Below are 18,275 nucleotides of genomic sequence, written 5' to 3'. Positions count from 1 at the left end.
CAACTATGGTAACAACTATTACAATGCAATCTAGTACCATTCTTGGAAACTTTATCTTGGTAACAGCTTCCTTTGCAATTTTGATTGGACTAATCCGACTATTTGCTTGGGATCGCATTACGGGTATTTTTGAAGAGCGTGCCAATAAGATTGCCAATGATATTGATGCAGCAGAAGAAAAGCTGACAGCTGCTTCAAATCTAGTTCAACAACGTGAGCAAGAGTTAGTTCAAGGTCGTGTTGAAGGACAGAAAATTATCCAAGATGCTGTTGAACGTGCTAAATTGGAGAAAAAACGTGTTCTAGAGCAAGCAGAAGTTGAGATTCAAGCTTTGAAGCAAAAAGCTCAAATGGAAATTGATGCTGAAAAACGTGAAGCTCAAGAAAACTTGCGTGTTCAAGTAGCAGAATTAGCGGTTGACTTGGCAGGTAAAATTATCTTGGAAGATTTGGACCAACAGGCTCATAGTAACTTGATTGATCGTTATTTGGACAAACTAGGAGACAAATAGATGAACGCTAGAGAAAATGCCATCGTGCAAAAATATGCTCTATCATTTGTTGAAAAAGTCAGTGATCATGCAGAAATTTGGGATATGTATGACCAAATTTCTGAATTGATTTCTATTATCCATGATAGTAAGCTCAATCGTCTCTTGCTGTCTGCTACGGTATCAAGAGAAGAAAAGGCTGAATTTGTACGGACTGTTCGTCAATCTAGTTTCTGGCAAATCAATGATTTGATTGAAGATATTATTCGTGATGGTCATGCAGACTTGCTACTTGAAACGCTAGAGCGTGTCCGTTTACAAATCAGTAAATTTAAAAATGAATTTGAAGCCCATGTGGTTTCTGTTTACCCTTTGACTGAAGTACAAAAAGAGCGTCTTCGTCAAGTGGTTGAAGAACGATTTGCCCTACGTGTTCATAACATCTCTGAAGAATTGGACCCAAGTTTACTTGGCGGATTTATCGTTACTGTCAACCACAAGGTAATCGATGCAAGCGTTCGAACTCAGTTGAAGGACGTTAGAAAAAAACTTTAAGAAATAGAAAGTGGTGTTCTTTTGATTAATGCACAAGAAATTAGCGCTTTACTAAAACAACAAATTGAAGGCTTTCAGCCTGACTTTGACTATACAGAAACTGGTGTCGTAACCTATATCGGTGACGGTATCGCCCGTGCGCAAGGTCTTGACAATGCCATGAGTGGAGAGCTGTTGGTATTTGAAAATGGCACCATTGGTATGGCACAAAACTTAGAAACCAACGATGTCGGTATTATTATCCTTGGTGAATTTACGGATATTCGTGAGGGGTCAGTTGTTCGCCGTACTGGTAAAATCATGGAAGTACCAGTTGGTTCAGCCTTGATTGGTCGAGTGATTAACCCGCTTGGTCAGCCTGTGGATGGACTTGGTGACATTCGCACAAGTAAGACCCGTCCGATTGAATATCCTGCGCCAGGAGTTATGCAACGGAAGTCGGTAAATGAGCCGCTTCAAACAGGTCTCAAGGCCATTGACGCTTTGGTTCCGATCGGTCGTGGTCAGCGTGAGTTGATTATCGGTGACCGTCAGACAGGTAAGACATCTGTTGCGATCGATGCCATTCTTAACCAAAAAGGCAAAGATATGATTTGTATCTATGTTGCCATTGGTCAGAAAGAATCAACGGTTCGTACCCAGGTTGAAATCCTACGTCAGTTTGGTGCCTTGGATTATACTATCGTTGTAACTGCATCTGCATCACAGCCGTCACCATTGCTTTTCTTGGCTCCGTATGCGGGTGTTGCCATGGCAGAAGAGTTTATGTATGAAGGCAAGCACGTCTTGATTGTTTATGATGATTTGTCAAAACAGGCGGTAGCTTACCGTGAATTGTCCCTCTTGCTTCGTCGTCCTCCAGGTCGTGAGGCTTATCCAGGGGATGTTTTCTACTTGCATAGCCGTTTGCTGGAGCGTTCAGCCAAGGTTTCTGATGAATTAGGTGGTGGCTCCATTACAGCTCTGCCATTTATCGAAACCCAGGCGGGAGATATTTCAGCCTACATCGCGACCAATGTGATTTCAATCACGGATGGACAAATCTTCTTGAAGGACGATTTGTTCAACTCAGGTATCCGTCCAGCCATTGATGCGGGTTCTTCCGTATCTCGTGTAGGTGGTTCGGCTCAAATCAAGGCTATGAAAAAGGTGGCTGGTACCCTTCGTATCGACTTGGCATCTTATCGTGAATTAGAAGCCTTCACGCAATTCGGTTCAGATTTGGATGCGGCAACTCAGGCAAAACTCAACCGGGGTCGTCGAACTGTGGAAGTCTTGAAACAGCCATTGCATAAGCCACTTCCAGTTGAAAAACAAGTTTTGATTTTGTATGCTTTGACAAATGGCTATCTTGATTCAGTGCCGATTGATGATATCTTGGCATTTGAAGAAGAGTTGTATGCTTATTTTGATTTGCATTATGATAATCTTTTGGATGTCATTCGTACAACCAAAGATCTTCCTGACACAGATGAGTTGAACGCTGCAATTCAAGCCTTCAAAGACCAGTCTGTCTTTAAGTAAAGGAGTGAATGATGGCAGGTTCTCTCAATGAAATCAAGTCAAAAATTGCATCAACTAAGAAAACCAGTCAAATCACCGGTGCCATGCAGATGGTTTCGGCATCTAAACTAGCCAAATCAGAGCAGTTAGCACAATCGTTTCAAATCTATGCTAGCAAGGTTCGTCAGATTACAACGGACCTCTTGCGTGGAGAATTGATGGCATCAGATACGAGTAATCCAATGCTCATCCGTCGTCCAGTTCAAAAATCGGGTTATATTGTCATTACATCGGACAGTGGATTAAAGGGTTCTTATAATTCCAGCATTCTGAAAGCTGTCATGGGCATGATTGAACAGGACCATGACTCAAAAGATGAGTATGAAATTATTGCCATTGGTAGTATGGGGGCTGATTTCTTCCGTGCCCGTGGTATCAATCCCGTCTTTGAATTGCGCGGCCTGGCGGACAATCCAAGCTTTGAAGAGGTTCAAAAAATCATTTCTAAATCTGTTGAAATGTATAAGAATGAACTTTTCGATGAATTGTATGTCTGTTATAACCACCATGTCAATAGTTTGACCAGTCAGGTGCGTGTCCAGCAGATGCTTCCTGTTGAGGATTTGGACCATAATGAAGCAGATGGTTATACATCTACTTTTGAATTGGAGCCAAACCGTGAAGTGATTCTGGAGCAATTGTTGACGCAATATGCTGAATCAACCATTTATGGAGCGATTTTGGATGCCAAAACTGCTGAGAATGCGGCTGGAATGACGGCTATGCAGACAGCAACGGATAATGCTAAGAATGTCATTAACGATTTGACAATTCAATACAATAGGGCTCGTCAGGCAGCGATCACTCAGGAAATTACTGAGATTGTAGCTGGTGCCTCAGCCCTTGAGTAATAGAAATAGAGGAAATAGAATGAGTTCAGGCAAAATTACTCAGGTTGTCGGACCCGTTGTAGACGTTGCGTTTGCAGCAGAAGATAAACTTCCTGAGATTAACAACGCACTCGTTGTATATAAAAATGATGATTCCAAGCAAAAAGTTGTGCTTGAAGTTGCTTTGGAACTTGGTGATGGCGTTGTTCGTACCATTGCCATGGAATCAACAGATGGATTGACTCGTGGGATGGAAGTACTTGATACAGGCCGACCAATCTCCGTTCCAGTTGGTAAGGAAACTCTGGGTCGTGTCTTCAATGTCTTGGGAGATACCATTGACCTTGATGAGCCTTTCCCAGCTGATTTTGAACGTGAGCCAATTCATAAAAAGGCACCAGCTTTTGATGAGTTATCTACTTCAAGCGAAATTTTGGAAACAGGGATTAAGGTAATTGACCTCCTAGCACCTTATCTAAAAGGTGGTAAGGTTGGTCTCTTCGGTGGTGCCGGTGTTGGTAAAACCGTTCTTATCCAAGAATTGATTCATAACATTGCCCAAGAACACGGAGGTATCTCTGTATTTACTGGTGTTGGTGAGCGTACTCGTGAAGGGAACGACTTGTATTGGGAAATGAAGGAGTCAGGTGTTATTGAAAAAACGGCCATGGTATTTGGTCAGATGAATGAGCCACCAGGAGCCCGTATGCGTGTTGCTCTTACTGGTTTGACCATTGCGGAATACTTCCGTGATGTGGAAGGTCAGGATGTACTTCTTTTCATCGATAATATCTTCCGTTTCACGCAGGCTGGTTCAGAAGTATCTGCCCTCTTGGGTCGTATGCCGTCAGCCGTTGGTTACCAGCCAACACTTGCGACGGAGATGGGTCAATTACAAGAACGGATTACCTCAACCAAGAAAGGTTCTGTTACATCTATCCAGGCTATCTACGTGCCTGCCGATGACTATACAGACCCTGCGCCAGCAACAGCCTTTGCCCACTTGGATTCAACGACTAACTTGGAGCGTAAATTGACCCAGCTTGGTATTTATCCAGCAGTAGATCCTTTGGCATCCTCATCTCGTGCCCTTTCTCCACAAATCGTAGGGGAAGAGCACTATGTAGTTGCTATGGAAGTCAAACGTGTTCTTCAGCGTTACCAAGAATTGCAAGATATTATTGCCATTCTCGGTATGGATGAATTGTCTGACGAAGAGAAGACCTTGGTTGGACGTGCTCGTCGTATTCAATTCTTCCTATCTCAAAACTTCAACGTTGCTGAGCAATTTACAGGTATGCCAGGTTCTTATGTGCCAGTGGCTGAAACAGTGAAAGGCTTTAAGGAAATCTTGGACGGTAAACATGACCATCTACCAGAAGATGCCTTCCGAAATGTCGGTTCAATCGAGGATGTAGTCGCAAAAGCTGCAAAAATGAGATTCTAAGAGGTGACCTATGGAACAAATGACTGTTCAAATTGTGACACCGGATGGAATGAAATATGACCACCATGCAGCCTTTGTTTTGGTAAAGACTGTCGAAGGTGAGATGGGAATCTATCCTGGGCATGAGGAACTGATTGCCGTTTTGGAAATCGATGAAATGAAAGTCCGCCGTGTTGATGATGAAAATCACGTGGACTGGATTGCCGTCAATGGTGGGATTATTGAAATCAATAAAAATATGATTACGGTGATTTCGGACTCAGCAGAGCGAGAACGTGATATTGATATCAGTCGTGCAGAAAGGGCTAAGTTGCGTGCCGAAAGAGAGCTTGAAGAAGCTCATAAGGCCCACAATGCTGATTTGGAAAAACGTGCTACAGTAGCACTCCAAAGGGCTATTAACCGTATTCGAGTGGGTAAACATTAAAAATGGGATTGAACTTAGTTCAGTTCCTTTTTTGCATTTCGTGGTATAATGGAAACATGATTATTTCAATTTTACAATTTTTTAGTCACATACTTTTTATCTATTTGGCCCATCATCTTTTGGTGACAACTGTTGACTGGTCACGGTGGTTAAAGGTTACAGGAGAAAATCAGCGGAAAATCAATCTGCTCATTCTCTTTTTAGCCATTGCTTTAGGGTACCTAGTTTCCAACTTTTTCTTGGAATTGTTGGTGGTAGGGCGCTCATTTGCAAATATGTGATTAAAGTGAGAAAAGGATAGTAAATGGACAGAATTATTGTTAAAGGTAGTAAAAATGGCTTGAAGGGTCAGGTAGAAATCGAAGGGGCAAAGAATGCTGTGTTACCTTTATTGGCAGCGACGGTATTAGCTAGTCAAGGACAGACCAAATTAACTCAAGTGCCTATTTTGTCAGATGTCTATACCATGAACAACGTCGTTCGTGGTTTAGGAGTTCGGGTCAAATTTGATGAAGATAGCAAGACTATTGACATTGATGCGACAGGTCGTCTTGGTAATGAAACGCCTTATAAGTATGTAAGTCAGATGAGGGCTTCTATTGTCATTCTGGGGTCAATTTTGGCTCGAAATGGTTATGCAAAGGTATCCATGCCGGGTGGTTGTACCATCGGTAGCCGTCCAATTGATTTGCATTTGAAGGGCTTGCAGGCACTTGGTGCCAAGATTAAGCAACGTGCGGGTTACATTGAGGCGAGTGCAGAGAAATTGCAGGGGGCCCATATCTATCTTGATTTTCCAAGTGTAGGAGCCACTCAAAATCTAATGATGGCGGCGACACTGGCGCAAGGTACCACTGTTTTGGAAAATGCTGCGCGGGAACCAGAAATCGTTGACTTAGCAGTTTTCCTCAATAAAATGGGTGCCAAGGTCAAGGGTGCTGGTACAGAAACCATTACCATCACAGGTGTTGACCAGCTGCATGGAGCTGAACACCAAGTAGTCCAAGACAGAATTGAAGCAGGAACCTTTATGGTGGCTGCTGCCATGACAGGCGGAGATGTCTTGGTTAAGGATGCTGTCTGGGAACACAACCGCCCACTCATTTCTAAGATGTTAGAAATGGGGGTTGAAGTGACAGAAGAAGAAGGGGGAATCCGAGTTCGGTCGCAAGTGGATAAACTTAAACCCGTAACTGTAAAAACTTTGCCTCATCCAGGTTTCCCAACAGATATGCAGGCTCAATTTACGGCTCTTATGGCAGTTGCAAATGGTGAATCGACCATGATTGAAACGGTATTTGAGAATCGTTTCCAACACTTGGAAGAAATGCGTCGGATGGATTTGCATTCGGAGATTTTACGGGATACAGCTATTATTACAGGTGGGAAAGCCTTACAGGGAGCACCAGTTATGTCAACGGATTTGCGAGCTAGTGCCGCCTTGATTTTAGCTGGTTTAGTTGCTGAAGGTGAGACAATTGTTGGTAAATTAACCCATTTGGACCGAGGCTATTATCGTTTCCATGAGAAATTGGCAGGACTTGGCGCTGACATCAGACGTGTAAGTGGAGAAAGTGAAAATGTTTAAGGAAAATCTGAACTATGTTGGAAAAAATCTGCTTCTGGTTGCTATCGTAGCACTTTTAGCCCTACTGGTTTTTGCTTTAGGACTTATGGTAGGCTATGGTGTCATTGGTGATGGGGATAATTTATTTGCAGTCCTATCCCCTGCAAAATGGCAAGATTTAATCAATAAATTTACAGGAAAGTAGGGTAACCTACTTTTTTGATGGGAGATTTTATGGCGAAGAAAAATGTAAAGAAACAGGCTATGAGCCTACTAAGTTTGTTAGCTACTATCGTTGTGGTTGGTGGTGGCTACTTTTTAAATAATACGAGCAGCGACAATGCTGCAAACTATTCTTATTATGTCAATCAGTCGAAAGCAAGCGAGTTTACACCTAGCCAGGAGCTAGCTAGTTCGGTATTGACGGAGAAAGTAAGGAAACAACTTGGGAATTCCATTGAATGGAATGGAGCTGGAGCTTTTCTAATTAACGGCAATAAGACTGATTTAGATGCTTCGGTCGCCAGTGCACCTTATGGGGATAACAAGACAAAGACTGTTCAGGGAGAGACGGTTCCAACAGTCGCTAATGCTCTTCTAGCAAAGTCGACAAGGCAGTACAAGGACCGTGAGGCAACTGGTAATGGTCGGACATCTTGGACACCTGCTGGCTGGCACCAAATTCATGATTTGCCAGGTGAATATGATCACGCTGTTGATCGTGGACATCTTCTAGGTTATGCTTTAATTGGGGGACTTTCTGGTTTTGATGCGTCAACCAGCAATCCTAAGAATATCGCAGTTCAGACAGCCTGGTCCAACCAAGCCAACGACCCTACCTCGACAGGGCAGAATTACTTTGAAACCTTGGTACGAAAAGCACTAGACAAGAACAAGCGGGTACGTTACCGTGTCACCCTGGTCTATGCAGAAAATGACGACCTAGTTCCAGTCGGAAGCCATCTGGAAGCAAAATCATCCGATGGCAGCTTAGAGTTTAATGTCTTTGTACCGAATGTGCAGAGTGGGTTGAGTATTAATTATCATAGTGGAGAGATTCACGCTAACTAGTGTATAAGTTCTCAGATGATTTAGTATTTCAAAAATGCAATATATCAGACGATTTTTACTTAAAATCGTCTTTTTTTTAATAAAAATTAAATTTTTTTACAAAAACAATTGACAAATCATCAGATGAATATTAAAATATACTTAAAGAAAACGCTTACGATTTTATCGTAGAAAAATTTAGGAGGACTTTCCGATGGAAAAACATGTTGAGCAACGTGTCGAAGACGTTACTTATAACAAAGCCAAGTTATGGCAAATTATATTGTTTGCGATGAATAATTCATCGACCAATATTTATTTGGTTGCATTTACTTTCGTAACTTATCTATCGACAGGTGTACTTGGATTAGCAGCATTATTTGTTAGTCAGTTGATGGGATATATCCGTATCTTTGATGGCTTTATTGATCCGTCAATTGGAGTTATCATTGATAAAACGGATACTAAGTTTGGTAAGTATCGTCCAATCTTAGTCTTGGGGAATATCATCACTGCAGCTTCACTCTTTATGATGTTAGGTTTGAGTGGTGTTAGTGAAAGTTTGCGTCTACCTTTATTCCTAGTTGTTTTAATTATCCATAAAATTGGCTATTCATTACAACAAACTATCACGAAAGCTGGTCAGGTTGCACTTACCAATGATCCAAAACAACGTCCAATCTTTAACATTGTTGATGGTATTGCAACAACTATCTTAATGACTGGTAGTCAAGTTATTGTATCAGGAACTTTGGTTCCAAAACATGGAGGTTTTACACCAGGATTCTTCCAAGAGTTATTCCTTGGTGTAGTCATAATTTCAGCTGTTTTGGCTATTCTTGCCATTATTGGTATCTGGGAAAAAGATAATAAGAAATATTTTGGTCTTGGTGAGAAGACACAAGAAACTAAGTTGAAAGACTACTGGAAAGTTATCAAAGGAAATAAACCTTTGCAAGTTCTTTCAATTTCTGCAGCCTTTGTAAAATTTGTTGCACAGCTTTTCGGCGACTCTGTTATTGGGGTTATGCTGTATGGTATCATCTTTGGTGATTATGCCCTTTCAGGAAAGATGTCTATGCTTTTGATTTTACCTGGTATTCTAGTAACAGTTGGAGCAGCTCAGTTAGCTCGTCGTAAAGGTTTACGTTTTGCATATGTAACCGCGCTGCAATTAGGTATTACAGGTCTCATCATTCTAGCAGTTATGCTTCTTTCTGCTAAACCAGGGATGTTAGACTTGTCAAATTGGAATCTCTACACAATCGGTTTCTTTATTGTTTATATCATTGCTCGTTATGCATCTAGTGCTCCATCTGGTTTGGTATTGACAATGGGTGCAGATATTACAGACTATGAAACTTCAGTATCTGGTCGTTACTTGTCAGGTATGATTGGGACTATCTTCTCATTGACAGACTCAATCGCTTCTTCATTTGCTCCAATGGTTGTTGGTTTTGTATTAGCAGGTATCGGATTTGGTAAAGAGTATCCAACAGTTGAAACTGCATTTTCAAATGATTTGAGAATGGCCTTGATTGTCTTATTGACAGTTATTCCAGCAGTAGTATTGAGCGTATCCTTGTTCTTGATGAAATTCTACAAACTAGACCGTGAAGAAATGGCACGGATTCAAGAAAAAATCCATGTTATGAAGGCAGCAAAAGATGAGGAACGTGTGCGTGATATAGCAAATAATGTTCCATTATCTGATATGGATTATGTCGATGTAACTCAATATAAGGTTGACCAATACGACGATAAATAATACAATAACGACCTAGTTGGTGGATGCCAGCTGGGTCTTTCATCTAGGAGGCGGCATGAAGAAAATTTTAGCATTTGGAGAAGTTTTATTGCGGCTATCTCCTCCCCATTATCAGACCTTGACACAGGCCACGAGTTTAGATTGTCAGTTTGGTGGTTCGGAGTTGAATGTTTTAGCTAGCTTGGCTCAGCTTGGTCACTCAGTCGAGTTGGTGACGGCACTGCCTAAGAATGAAGTGGGGAAAATGGCAGAACATTTTCTTTTTGCAAGGCAGATTGGACAGAAATATGTGATTCGAAAAGAGGGAAGGCTGGGTCTTTATTATTATCAAAAGGGTTTCTCTCTTAGACCTAGCCAGGTGACCTACGACCGTGATTATTCTACTTTCAGCTTATCCAAGGAAGAAGAATATGATTTGGAAGGTATGTTTGACGGTGTCGATTGGTTTCATGTGAGTGGTATAACGGTCGCTTTGAATCCAGATATTTATCGACTGGCCTTTCATTTGATGGAGATGGCAAAAGGACAGGGTGTTAAGGTTTCCTTTGACTTGAATTATCGAGAAAGTTTGTGGTCTTCTTTTGAAGAAGCGAGGGAGAGATTATCTCCTTTTGTAGGTTTAGCAGATATTTGCTTTGGTCTAGAGCCTATTCAACTCTTCAATGAATTTGGAAAAGATGTGAAGGATGAACTGGGGTTGAAGCGCCCTTATGAAAATAAAAAAGTCTTGTTGGCGGTAGTGAAAGGTCTGGCGGAGGCGTATTCTTTGCAGTGTCTTGCTTTTACCCAGAGGGAAATGACCTACAATAATGAATATTTGCTGAAAGCATACTTGTATCAAGATGGTATTCTTTATGAAACGGAAAAAGAATCCATTCAAGTTTTGGACCGAGTTGGGACAGGGGATGCCTTTACAGCAGGAATTATTTTGGGTTATTTGCAGGAAAAAACGCCACAGGAAATAGTTGACTTGGGGATGGCTAGTTTTCAATTCAAGCATACCATTGAAGGGGACATTAATGTCATCAGTCAATCAGATATTGATTTGCTATTGAAAAAAGGGTCACGTGAAATAAAACGATAGAAAGAAGGAAAAAGTATGTTGTATCCTATACAAACAAAAACACGCTCAGTTTATTCTTTAAATGGAATATGGGCTTTTAAGCAAGGGAACAATGATGTTCATAGTCTGTTAGATACAGATGAAGTAATGGTTGTACCGAGTTCTTTTAATGATGTTATTGTCGATAAAGCAAAGCGTCGTTTTGTCGGAGATAATTGGTATGAACTCATGGTGGCTCTCCCTGTCGTATCAGCTGATGAGGAGTTGGTTGTGCGTTTTGGTTCGGTGACGCATCAGGCCAAAGTCTATGCGAATGGTCAGCTAATCGGGGAGCACAAGGGTGGTTTCACACCTTTTGAATGCTTGATTCCATCAAACTTATACGACGCTGACCAATTCCGTTTGACAGTCTGTGCCAATAATGAGTTGAATTACACAACCCTTCCAGTAGGGAATTATAGCGAAGAAGTGGATGGGAATGGTCAAATTGTGAAGACCGTCAAGGAGAATTTTGACTTTTTCAACTATGCTGGTATCCAGCGGACAGTCCATCTCTATAAACGTCCCAAAAATAGAATTGAGGATATTGTTATTCGGACGGAGCTAAATCAAGATTTGACTCAGGCGGTAGTGAATGTTGATGTGAAGATAGTTGGGCAGTACGATTCCATCCGTGTGTCTATTTTAGATCAAGAGGGACAGGAAGTAGGTCTTCTTGAAAATGGACAAATGGCCATTGAACATCCACGCCTTTGGGAAGTCTTGGATGCCTATCTCTATACTGCTAAAGTTGAATTATTTGACGGAGAAAACTTGCTCGACACCTACTCAGAACAATTCGGTATTCGTAGTGTTGCGGTTGAAAATGGGCAGTTTTTCATCAATGGAAAACCTTTCTATTTCAAGGGATTTGGTAAACATGAAGATACCTTTATTAATGGTCGTGGTTTCAATGAAGCAGCCAATCTGATGGATTTGAATTTACTGAAGGATATTGGAGCAAATTCTTTTAGGACATCTCATTATCCCTATTCTGAGGAAATGATGCGGCTGGCAGATCGTTTGGGAATCGTCGTCCTTGATGAAGTGCCAGCAGTTGGACTGTTCCAGCTTTTCAATGCGGCCTTGAATTTGACTGGTGATTCTGAAGAAGTAAAAAACACTTGGGAAGTTATGCAAACCAAGGAGGCTCATGAGCTGGTGATTGATGAATTGATAGCGCGTGATAAGAATCATCCTTCTGTAGTGATGTGGGTTGTTGCCAATGAACCGGCAGGGCATGAAAAGGGAGCGCGTGCTTACTTTGAACCTTTGATTCAGCGCATGAGGGACAGAGATCCTTCTAAGCGTCCTGTGACCTTGGTCAATATTATGACAGCAACGCCTGATAAGGATGAGGTTATGGATTTGGTCGATGTTGTCTGTCTCAATCGTTACTATGGTTGGTATGTTGCTCATGGTGACTTGAAGGCGGCAGAGAAAGGACTCCGTCAAGAATTAGAGATCTGGCAAAAACTTTACCCTGACAAGCCGATTTTGATGACGGAATATGGTGCAGATACCCTTCCAGGTTTGCATTCGATGTGGGATATTCCTTATACAGAGGAATTTCAGGTGGATTACTATGATATGAACCATCGAGTATTTGATTCAATTCCTAATTTAGTTGGGGAGCAGGTATGGAATTTTGCGGATTTTGAAACCACGGTTGGTCTCATTCGCATTCAAGGAAATCATAAGGGATTATTCTCACGGAATCGTCAGCCTAAGCGGATTGTTAGAGAAATAAAGAAACGTTGGACTTCCATTCCAATCTACCATTATAAAAAGAAATAAGCTATAATAGTAGCAAATAGAAAGTTGTATTGGAGGACCAATCACATGGCAAGACCCTTGGTTGAAAAAGCAGCGGAACGCTTATTAGAATTGATACTTGAGAGAGAATATAACGTAGGGGATAAGTTACCTAATGAGTATGAACTAGCTCAAGATTTGGAGGTTGGACGTTCGACTGTTCGTGAGGCGGTTCGGAGTTTAGCTACTCGAAATATCTTAGAAGTACGTCAAGGGTCGGGGACCTACATTAGCTCGAAAAAAGGTGTGTCAGAAGATCCCTTAGGTTTTTCATTAGTCAGAGATCGAGTGAAGTTGACGACAGATTTGTTTGAAATTCGGTATTTGCTTGAGCCTAGAATTGCAGAGCGTGTAGCTCAGTTTGCTTCGGATGACGATGTTGCAAGATTGGAAGAAATTGTTATCGCTATCGAAGAAGCAGTTATTGCTGGCGACCCTCATCATTTAGAATTGGATGTACAGTTTCACTGTATGTTGGCGGAGATGAGCGGAAATCTAGCCATGACTAGTTTGATGCCTGTTATCAACCAGTCTATTCATCTGATCAATGAAAACTATTCAAATCGTCAGATGAAATCGGATAGTTTGCAGGCTCACCGAAATATTTTAATGGCTATCAAACAACGCCATCCTGTTGCAGCGTATGATAGCATGTTAGCACATATAATCTCGGTAAGACAGGTTGTTTTAAGTGAATGGTTTGATAAAGATATGACCCTACATGGATTGAATGATCATAAGTAGAAGTGTTTATTCATATACTCAGAAGAATTCTTCTGAGTATTTTTTTATTTTTTCTTGACAAATCATCTGACGAATTATATACTATAACTATAGATGACAACGCTTTCTAATTGGAGGTCAAGATGTTAAAGCAATTAAAAGAAAATTATTTTTTCGCTGTGATTCGTGGAAAAGATGAAGAAGATGCAAAAGAAATTGCTCGCCAGGCGGTTTTGGGAGGTATTCGAAATATTGAGATTACATTTTCGACACCCAACGCTGCAGCAGTCATTACAGAGTTAAAAGAAGAGTTATCAGATGATTCTTCCGTAGTCATTGGTGCAGGAACAGTAATGAATCTTAGTTTAGCTCAAGAGGCAATTGATGCAGGTGCTAGTTTCTTAGTCAGCCCTCATTTTGATAAGGATATTCAGCAGTTGGCGCAAGAGGCTGAGGTACTCTATTTCCCAGGGTGTGCAACTGCAACAGAAATTGTCACAGCTAGTCAGGCAGGATGTCCCATTATCAAGCTTTTCCCTGGTGGCGTGTTGGGGCCTGGATTTATCAAGGATATTCACGGTCCTGTTCCTGACGTAGATTTGATGCCTTCAGGCGGAGTGTCAGTTGAAAATGTTGCAGCTTGGAAAAAGGCAGGTGCTTGTGCTGTTGGAGTCGGTTCGGCTTTGGCAAGTCGAGTACATGCTGAGGGTTATGAAAGTGTAAGGATGATTGCTCGCAGTTTTGTAGCAGCCTTGGAGGAATAAAATGAGTTTTAACGATACAAACTTTATGCTAAAAAATGAGCCCGCTAAGGAGCTCTACAGCAAAATAGCAGAGCTACCTATCTACGATTTCCACTGTCACTTGGACCCTAAGGAAATTTTTGAAGATAAGGTTTATGAAGATATTGTTGATCTGTGGCTGGGGGGTGACCATTATAAGTGGCGCTTGATGCGGGCAAATGGTATCTCAGAGGAAGAAATCACAGGTTCAGCAAGTAAACTAGATAAGTTTAAGGCTTGGGCAAGAACCTTGGAACAGGCTTTCGGAAATCCTCTCTATCATTGGAGTCATTTGGAATTGCGACAAGTTTTTGGTATTGATGAATTGTTGACAGAAGAAAATGCGGAGCGACTCTATCATCAGCTCAATACCTATTTGCAAGAACATCAAGTTAGTCCACGGAAACTGATTGCGGATGCTAGGGTGACCTTTATTGGGACAACTGACCATCCACTAGATAGCTTGGAATGGCATAAGCGCTTGGCTGAGGACTCAACTATAGATACTGTAGTGGCACCAACTTTCCGCCCAGATGAAGCCTTTATAGAACATCGAAATTTCAATCCATTTATTAAACGCTTGGAAGAAGTAACAGGGGGAACAGTAAGGGACTTTACAAGTTTTGTAGAGGCACTAGGTCAGCGCGTTTCCTATTTTGCTCAACATGGTTGCCGAGCAAGTGACATCAGTTTTACGGCTATTTCATACGAAGAAGCAAGCCTTGAAGAGCTTGATGATATTTTACTAGAAAGACTTGCAGGTAAAGAAGTTGGCCAATCCAGTATCAATAAATGGCAGACTGCCATCTTTAGAGAATTATGTCGATTGTACAAGAAACATGGTTTTGTGACCCAGGTTCATTTTGGCGCCTTACGGAACAACCATACAGGACTGTTTGACAAACTCGGAGCAGATGTAGGCGTGGATTCGATTGGAGATCAGACCAGTTTATCAGCGAACTTGAATCGTTTATTAGATAACTTGGTCAAAGAAAATGCCCTTCCAAAAATGATTTGGTACAATCTCAATCCAAGTTACAACATTGCCCTAGCCAATACTTTGGCGAATTTCCAGTCCAATGAGGAAGGGATTCGTAGCCAGCTACAATTTGGTGCTGGTTGGTGGTTCAATGACACCAAGTTGGGTATGATTGACCAGATGAATGCCTATGCAGAGCAAGGGATGCTAGCGAATTTTGTTGGAATGTTAACCGATTCACGTAGCTTTTTGTCTTATCAACGGCATGATTATTTCAGACGCATTTTAGCGACTTATGTCGGCAAATGGATTGTTGATGAAGAAGTGCCTGAAGATTACAATCGTTTAGGGCAGTTTGTAGAAGCCATATCCTACTACAATGCCAAAGAATTTTTTGAACAATAAAGGAGAGCAAATCATGAAAATGTCATTTCGTTGGTATGGGAAAAAGGATCCTGTAACACTTGGACAGATTAAAGAAATTCCTGGTATGCAGGGAATTGTGACAGCTGTCTATGATGTACCGGTTGGTCAAGCTTGGCCCCTTGAAAACATACTAGAGCTGAAAAAAATGGTAGAAGAGGCAGGACTTGAAATTACTGTTATTGAATCCATTCCTGTCCATGAAGACATCAAACAAGGGAAGTCAAATCGCGATGAGTTAATCGAAAACTATAAAACTTCCATCCGTAATGTAGGGGCTGCAGGTATTCCAGTTGTGTGCTATAATTTCATGCCTGTGTTTGACTGGACCCGTTCAGACTTGCATCACCCACTTCCAGATGGATCGACCTCTTTAGCTTTCCTTAAATCGGATTTAGCAGGTGTTGATCCTGTGGCGGATGATTTGAACTTACCAGGTTGGGATTCATCCTATTCCAAGGAAGAAATGAAGGCCATTATCGAAAATTATCGTCAAAATATTTCCGAAGAGGATTTATGGGCGAATTTGGAGTATTTCATCAAGGCGATTTTGCCAACGGCTGAGGAGGCTGGCGTCAAAATGGCCATTCACCCGGATGACCCTCCGTATGGGATTTTCGGCTTGCCGCGTATCATCACTGGTCAAGAAGCTGTTGAACGATTTTTGAATCTTTATGATTCAGAGCACAATGGAATTACCATGTGTGTGGGATCCTATGCTTCTGATCCGAAAAATGATGTCCTTGCCATGACAGAATATGCTCTCAAACGCAATCGCATCAATTTTATGCATACGCGCAATGTGACGGCAGGTGCTTGGGGCTTCCAAGAAACTGCACATTTGTCACAGGCTGGTGACATTGACATGAACGCTGTTGTTAAATTATTGGTAGACTATGACTGGACTGGTGCCTTGCGTCCAGACCACGGTCGTCGCATCTGGGGAGACCAGACCAAGACACCTGGTTATGGTCTGTATGATCGTGCACTTGGCGCAACCTACTTTAACGGCCTCTATGAAGCCAATATGCGAGCAGCAGGCAAGACGCCAGATTTTGGAATTACAGTCAAAACGGTTGGAAATAAGGAGAGCTAATATGTCACGCGTTATTGAGTTTAAAGATAAGGTTGTTGTTATTACAGGTGCAGGAGGCGTTCTTTGTGGCTATTTGGCAAAAGAATTTGCTAAGGCAGGTGCAAAGGTTGCGCTTTTGGATTTGAATGAGGCTGCGGCTCAGGTCTTTGTTGATGAGATTGCAGCAGCAGGAGGCGTTGCGAAAGCCTATAAATCTAACGTCCTTTCCAAGGAAAATTTGGAAGAAGTTCGCCAGCAAGTCCTAGCAGATTTTGGTCCTGTAGATATTTTAATCAATGGTGCAGGAGGCAATAGTCCCAAAGCGACAACTGACAATGAATTCCATGAGATTGGACTGCCAGCTGATACCAAAACTTTCTTCGACTTGGATGAAGCAGGTATCAACTTTGTGTTCAATCTGAATTATCTAGGAACCCTATTACCAACACAGGTCTTTGCCCAGGATATGATTGGTCGTTCTGGAGCAAATATTATCAATATTTCCAGCATGAATGCCTTTACTCCTTTGACAAAAATTCCAGCCTATTCAGGTGCCAAGGCTGCTATTAGTAATTTTACCCAATGGTTAGCAGTCCATTTTTCAAAAGTTGGCATCCGTTGTAATGCGATTGCACCTGGATTCTTGGTTACCAACCAAAACCGTGGCTTGCTATTTGACGAGTCCGGTCAACCGACGGCACGTGCCAACAAGATTTTGACCAATACGCCAATGGGACGGTTTGGTGAATCCGAAGAGTTGGTCGGAGGGGTCTTCTTCTTGGCGGATGAGAATTTGGCAAGTTTTGTCAACGGTGTTGTTTTACCGATTGACGGTGGCTTCTCAGCCTATTCAGGAGTCTGATGATGAGGACGGAATACGTATTTTGTGTGGACTCTGACGGCTGTGCCATGGATACCATGACCTACAAACATAAACTCTTTTTCGGCCCCTTGGCTGCAGATGTTTTTGATGTCAAAGATAAAGAACCGTTTCTAGCTGAATGGAATCGAGTCAATCTGTACTCACGAGAACGTGGCATTAACCGTTTTGTAGGCTTGGTTAAAGGTTTAGAATTTGCAGGAGTGACTGGTATAGACAACTTGAAAAATTGGGTCGCGACCACAGATTCTTTATCAAATGCTTCTCTGGAAAGATTGATAGAGGAGCAGCCGTCAAAAGACTTGGAATTAGCCTTAAAATGGTCCACTCAAGTCAATCAAGCCATTAAACTTTATAGCGGTCCTGTTTTAGCCTTCATCGGCGTTCACAAGGGCTTGGAAAAATTGAGCCAGTTAGGAAAAGTCTACGTGGTTTCTTCTGCTAATAAGGAAGCAGTAGAAGAAGAGTGGACAGACCAAGGTTTGATGGACTTTGTTACAGAATTGTACTGTCAAGACCGTGGCAAGAAAGAAGATGTCATCAAACTGTTAATAGAGGAAGGGTATTGTCCTGATAAGATTATGATGATTGGTGACTCGCCTGGTGATTTGAAGGCGGCGGAATTGAACGGTGTCCATTTCTATCCTATTTTAGTAGGACGAGAGATGCAATCTTGGACAGATTTGACAGAAACGATTGCAGATGTATTTGTTCATCAAGCATTCACAGGTGAGAAAGAAACAGAATTGATACAGGCATTTTGGAATAATTTAGACGACTAGAGAAGGGCTAGAGGCG

The 18,275-nt window shown here is 41.8% G+C and carries 19 protein-coding genes; all 19 read left to right on the top strand.

Annotated elements, in window-relative coordinates; all coding sequences use genetic code 11:
* The first annotated feature begins 5 nt into the window (after window positions 1–5).
* The 19 genes from atpF (at window position 6) to C1E58_RS03760 (ending at window position 18,259) form a co-directional block, all read left to right on the top strand.
* The gene (gene atpF / locus C1E58_RS03850) at window positions 6–512 is read left to right on the top strand and encodes a F0F1 ATP synthase subunit B (protein ID WP_105209410.1); all 507 of its coding nucleotides are present in this window, start codon (window positions 6–8) and stop codon (window positions 510–512) included.
* A complete protein-coding gene (locus tag C1E58_RS03845) occupies window positions 513–1,046 on the top strand; it encodes a F0F1 ATP synthase subunit delta (protein WP_105209409.1) in 534 nt (177 codons plus the stop codon).
* 3 nt (window positions 1,047–1,049) lie between these two features.
* Complete coding sequence (gene atpA / locus C1E58_RS03840) at window positions 1,050–2,570, top strand: F0F1 ATP synthase subunit alpha (protein WP_161951267.1); 1,521 nt, start codon at window positions 1,050–1,052, stop codon at window positions 2,568–2,570.
* Between the two features lie 11 nt (window positions 2,571–2,581).
* Entirely contained in the window at window positions 2,582–3,460 is an 879-nt protein-coding gene (locus C1E58_RS03835; RefSeq protein ID WP_024398204.1) for a F0F1 ATP synthase subunit gamma, read from the top strand.
* 19 nt (window positions 3,461–3,479) lie between these two features.
* Window positions 3,480–4,886: a F0F1 ATP synthase subunit beta gene (gene atpD / locus C1E58_RS03830; RefSeq protein ID WP_105113937.1), complete on the top strand. Its 1,407-nt coding sequence runs from the start codon at window positions 3,480–3,482 to the stop codon at window positions 4,884–4,886.
* Between the two features lie 10 nt (window positions 4,887–4,896).
* Complete coding sequence (locus tag C1E58_RS03825) at window positions 4,897–5,313, top strand: F0F1 ATP synthase subunit epsilon (protein ID WP_105145390.1); 417 nt, start codon at window positions 4,897–4,899, stop codon at window positions 5,311–5,313.
* 56 nt (window positions 5,314–5,369) lie between these two features.
* A complete protein-coding gene (locus tag C1E58_RS03820; RefSeq protein ID WP_105209407.1) occupies window positions 5,370–5,594 on the top strand; it encodes a DUF1146 family protein in 225 nt (74 codons plus the stop codon).
* Window positions 5,595–5,617: 23 nt separating this feature from the next.
* The gene (murA, locus tag C1E58_RS03815) at window positions 5,618–6,901 is read left to right on the top strand and encodes a UDP-N-acetylglucosamine 1-carboxyvinyltransferase (RefSeq protein WP_105209406.1); all 1,284 of its coding nucleotides are present in this window, start codon (window positions 5,618–5,620) and stop codon (window positions 6,899–6,901) included.
* A complete protein-coding gene (locus C1E58_RS03810; RefSeq protein WP_105113934.1) occupies window positions 6,894–7,085 on the top strand; it encodes a DNA-directed RNA polymerase subunit beta in 192 nt (63 codons plus the stop codon). The genes murA and C1E58_RS03810 overlap by 8 nt, the downstream gene beginning before the upstream one ends.
* 29 nt (window positions 7,086–7,114) lie before the next feature.
* Window positions 7,115–7,951 carry a DNA/RNA non-specific endonuclease gene (locus C1E58_RS03805; protein ID WP_105209515.1) on the top strand — a complete coding sequence of 279 codons (837 nt, stop codon included), beginning with the start codon at window positions 7,115–7,117 and terminating at the stop codon, window positions 7,949–7,951.
* A 193-nt stretch (window positions 7,952–8,144) separates the two neighbouring features.
* A complete protein-coding gene (locus C1E58_RS03800; RefSeq protein ID WP_105209405.1) occupies window positions 8,145–9,698 on the top strand; it encodes an MFS transporter in 1,554 nt (517 codons plus the stop codon).
* Between the two features lie 55 nt (window positions 9,699–9,753).
* Window positions 9,754–10,782: a sugar kinase gene (locus tag C1E58_RS03795; RefSeq protein ID WP_105209404.1), complete on the top strand. Its 1,029-nt coding sequence runs from the start codon at window positions 9,754–9,756 to the stop codon at window positions 10,780–10,782.
* A gap of 15 nt (window positions 10,783–10,797) precedes the next feature.
* Window positions 10,798–12,597: a beta-glucuronidase gene (gene uidA, locus C1E58_RS03790; RefSeq protein WP_105209403.1), complete on the top strand. Its 1,800-nt coding sequence runs from the start codon at window positions 10,798–10,800 to the stop codon at window positions 12,595–12,597.
* 45 nt (window positions 12,598–12,642) lie between these two features.
* Entirely contained in the window at window positions 12,643–13,359 is a 717-nt protein-coding gene (locus tag C1E58_RS03785; protein WP_105209402.1) for a FadR/GntR family transcriptional regulator, read from the top strand.
* 122 nt (window positions 13,360–13,481) lie between these two features.
* Window positions 13,482–14,102: a bifunctional 4-hydroxy-2-oxoglutarate aldolase/2-dehydro-3-deoxy-phosphogluconate aldolase gene (locus C1E58_RS03780; protein WP_105209401.1), complete on the top strand. Its 621-nt coding sequence runs from the start codon at window positions 13,482–13,484 to the stop codon at window positions 14,100–14,102.
* A 1-nt stretch (window position 14,103) separates the two neighbouring features.
* Window positions 14,104–15,504, top strand: a complete 1,401-nt coding sequence (uxaC, locus tag C1E58_RS03775) for a glucuronate isomerase (RefSeq protein WP_105209400.1) — start codon at window positions 14,104–14,106, stop codon at window positions 15,502–15,504.
* 13 nt (window positions 15,505–15,517) lie between these two features.
* A complete protein-coding gene (locus C1E58_RS03770; protein WP_105209399.1) occupies window positions 15,518–16,618 on the top strand; it encodes a mannonate dehydratase in 1,101 nt (366 codons plus the stop codon).
* 1 nt (window position 16,619) lies between these two features.
* Window positions 16,620–17,459: an SDR family oxidoreductase gene (locus tag C1E58_RS03765; protein WP_105209398.1), complete on the top strand. Its 840-nt coding sequence runs from the start codon at window positions 16,620–16,622 to the stop codon at window positions 17,457–17,459.
* On the top strand, window positions 17,459–18,259 hold the full coding sequence (locus C1E58_RS03760) for an HAD family hydrolase (RefSeq protein WP_105209397.1): 801 nt from the start codon (window positions 17,459–17,461) through the stop codon (window positions 18,257–18,259). Before C1E58_RS03765 ends, C1E58_RS03760 begins: the two co-directional genes overlap by 1 nt.
* Window positions 18,260–18,275: the final 16 nt, after the last annotated feature.

The sequence above is a fragment of the Streptococcus suis genome (assembly GCF_002964575.1).
GTDB classification, from domain to species: Bacteria; Bacillota; Bacilli; order Lactobacillales; family Streptococcaceae; genus Streptococcus; species Streptococcus suis_R.
Note: the sequence above shows the minus strand (reverse complement) of the source record. Positions and strands in the feature narration are given on the sequence as shown.

Bases quoted from the DNA above. Each gene is read 5' to 3' on its own strand.
- atpD (WP_105113937.1), top strand. From the start codon at position 3,480: ATGAGTTCAGGCAAAATTACTCAGGTTGTCGGACCCGTTGTAGACGTT.
- C1E58_RS03795 (WP_105209404.1), top strand. From the start codon at position 9,754: ATGAAGAAAATTTTAGCATTTGGAGAAGTTTTATTGCGGCTATCTCCT.
- uxaC (WP_105209400.1), top strand. From the start codon at position 14,104: ATGAGTTTTAACGATACAAACTTTATGCTAAAAAATGAGCCCGCTAAG.
- C1E58_RS03805 (WP_105209515.1), top strand. From the start codon at position 7,115: ATGGCGAAGAAAAATGTAAAGAAACAGGCTATGAGCCTACTAAGTTTG.
- atpF (WP_105209410.1), top strand. From the start codon at position 6: ATGGTAACAACTATTACAATGCAATCTAGTACCATTCTTGGAAACTTT.
- C1E58_RS03820 (WP_105209407.1), top strand. From the start codon at position 5,370: ATGATTATTTCAATTTTACAATTTTTTAGTCACATACTTTTTATCTAT.
- C1E58_RS03845 (WP_105209409.1), top strand. From the start codon at position 513: ATGAACGCTAGAGAAAATGCCATCGTGCAAAAATATGCTCTATCATTT.
- uidA (WP_105209403.1), top strand. From the start codon at position 10,798: ATGTTGTATCCTATACAAACAAAAACACGCTCAGTTTATTCTTTAAAT.
- C1E58_RS03810 (WP_105113934.1), top strand. From the start codon at position 6,894: ATGTTTAAGGAAAATCTGAACTATGTTGGAAAAAATCTGCTTCTGGTT.
- C1E58_RS03825 (WP_105145390.1), top strand. From the start codon at position 4,897: ATGGAACAAATGACTGTTCAAATTGTGACACCGGATGGAATGAAATAT.
- C1E58_RS03780 (WP_105209401.1), top strand. From the start codon at position 13,482: ATGTTAAAGCAATTAAAAGAAAATTATTTTTTCGCTGTGATTCGTGGA.
- C1E58_RS03770 (WP_105209399.1), top strand. From the start codon at position 15,518: ATGAAAATGTCATTTCGTTGGTATGGGAAAAAGGATCCTGTAACACTT.
- C1E58_RS03835 (WP_024398204.1), top strand. From the start codon at position 2,582: ATGGCAGGTTCTCTCAATGAAATCAAGTCAAAAATTGCATCAACTAAG.
- C1E58_RS03765 (WP_105209398.1), top strand. From the start codon at position 16,620: ATGTCACGCGTTATTGAGTTTAAAGATAAGGTTGTTGTTATTACAGGT.
- C1E58_RS03800 (WP_105209405.1), top strand. From the start codon at position 8,145: ATGGAAAAACATGTTGAGCAACGTGTCGAAGACGTTACTTATAACAAA.
- C1E58_RS03760 (WP_105209397.1), top strand. From the start codon at position 17,459: ATGATGAGGACGGAATACGTATTTTGTGTGGACTCTGACGGCTGTGCC.
- C1E58_RS03785 (WP_105209402.1), top strand. From the start codon at position 12,643: ATGGCAAGACCCTTGGTTGAAAAAGCAGCGGAACGCTTATTAGAATTG.
- murA (WP_105209406.1), top strand. From the start codon at position 5,618: ATGGACAGAATTATTGTTAAAGGTAGTAAAAATGGCTTGAAGGGTCAG.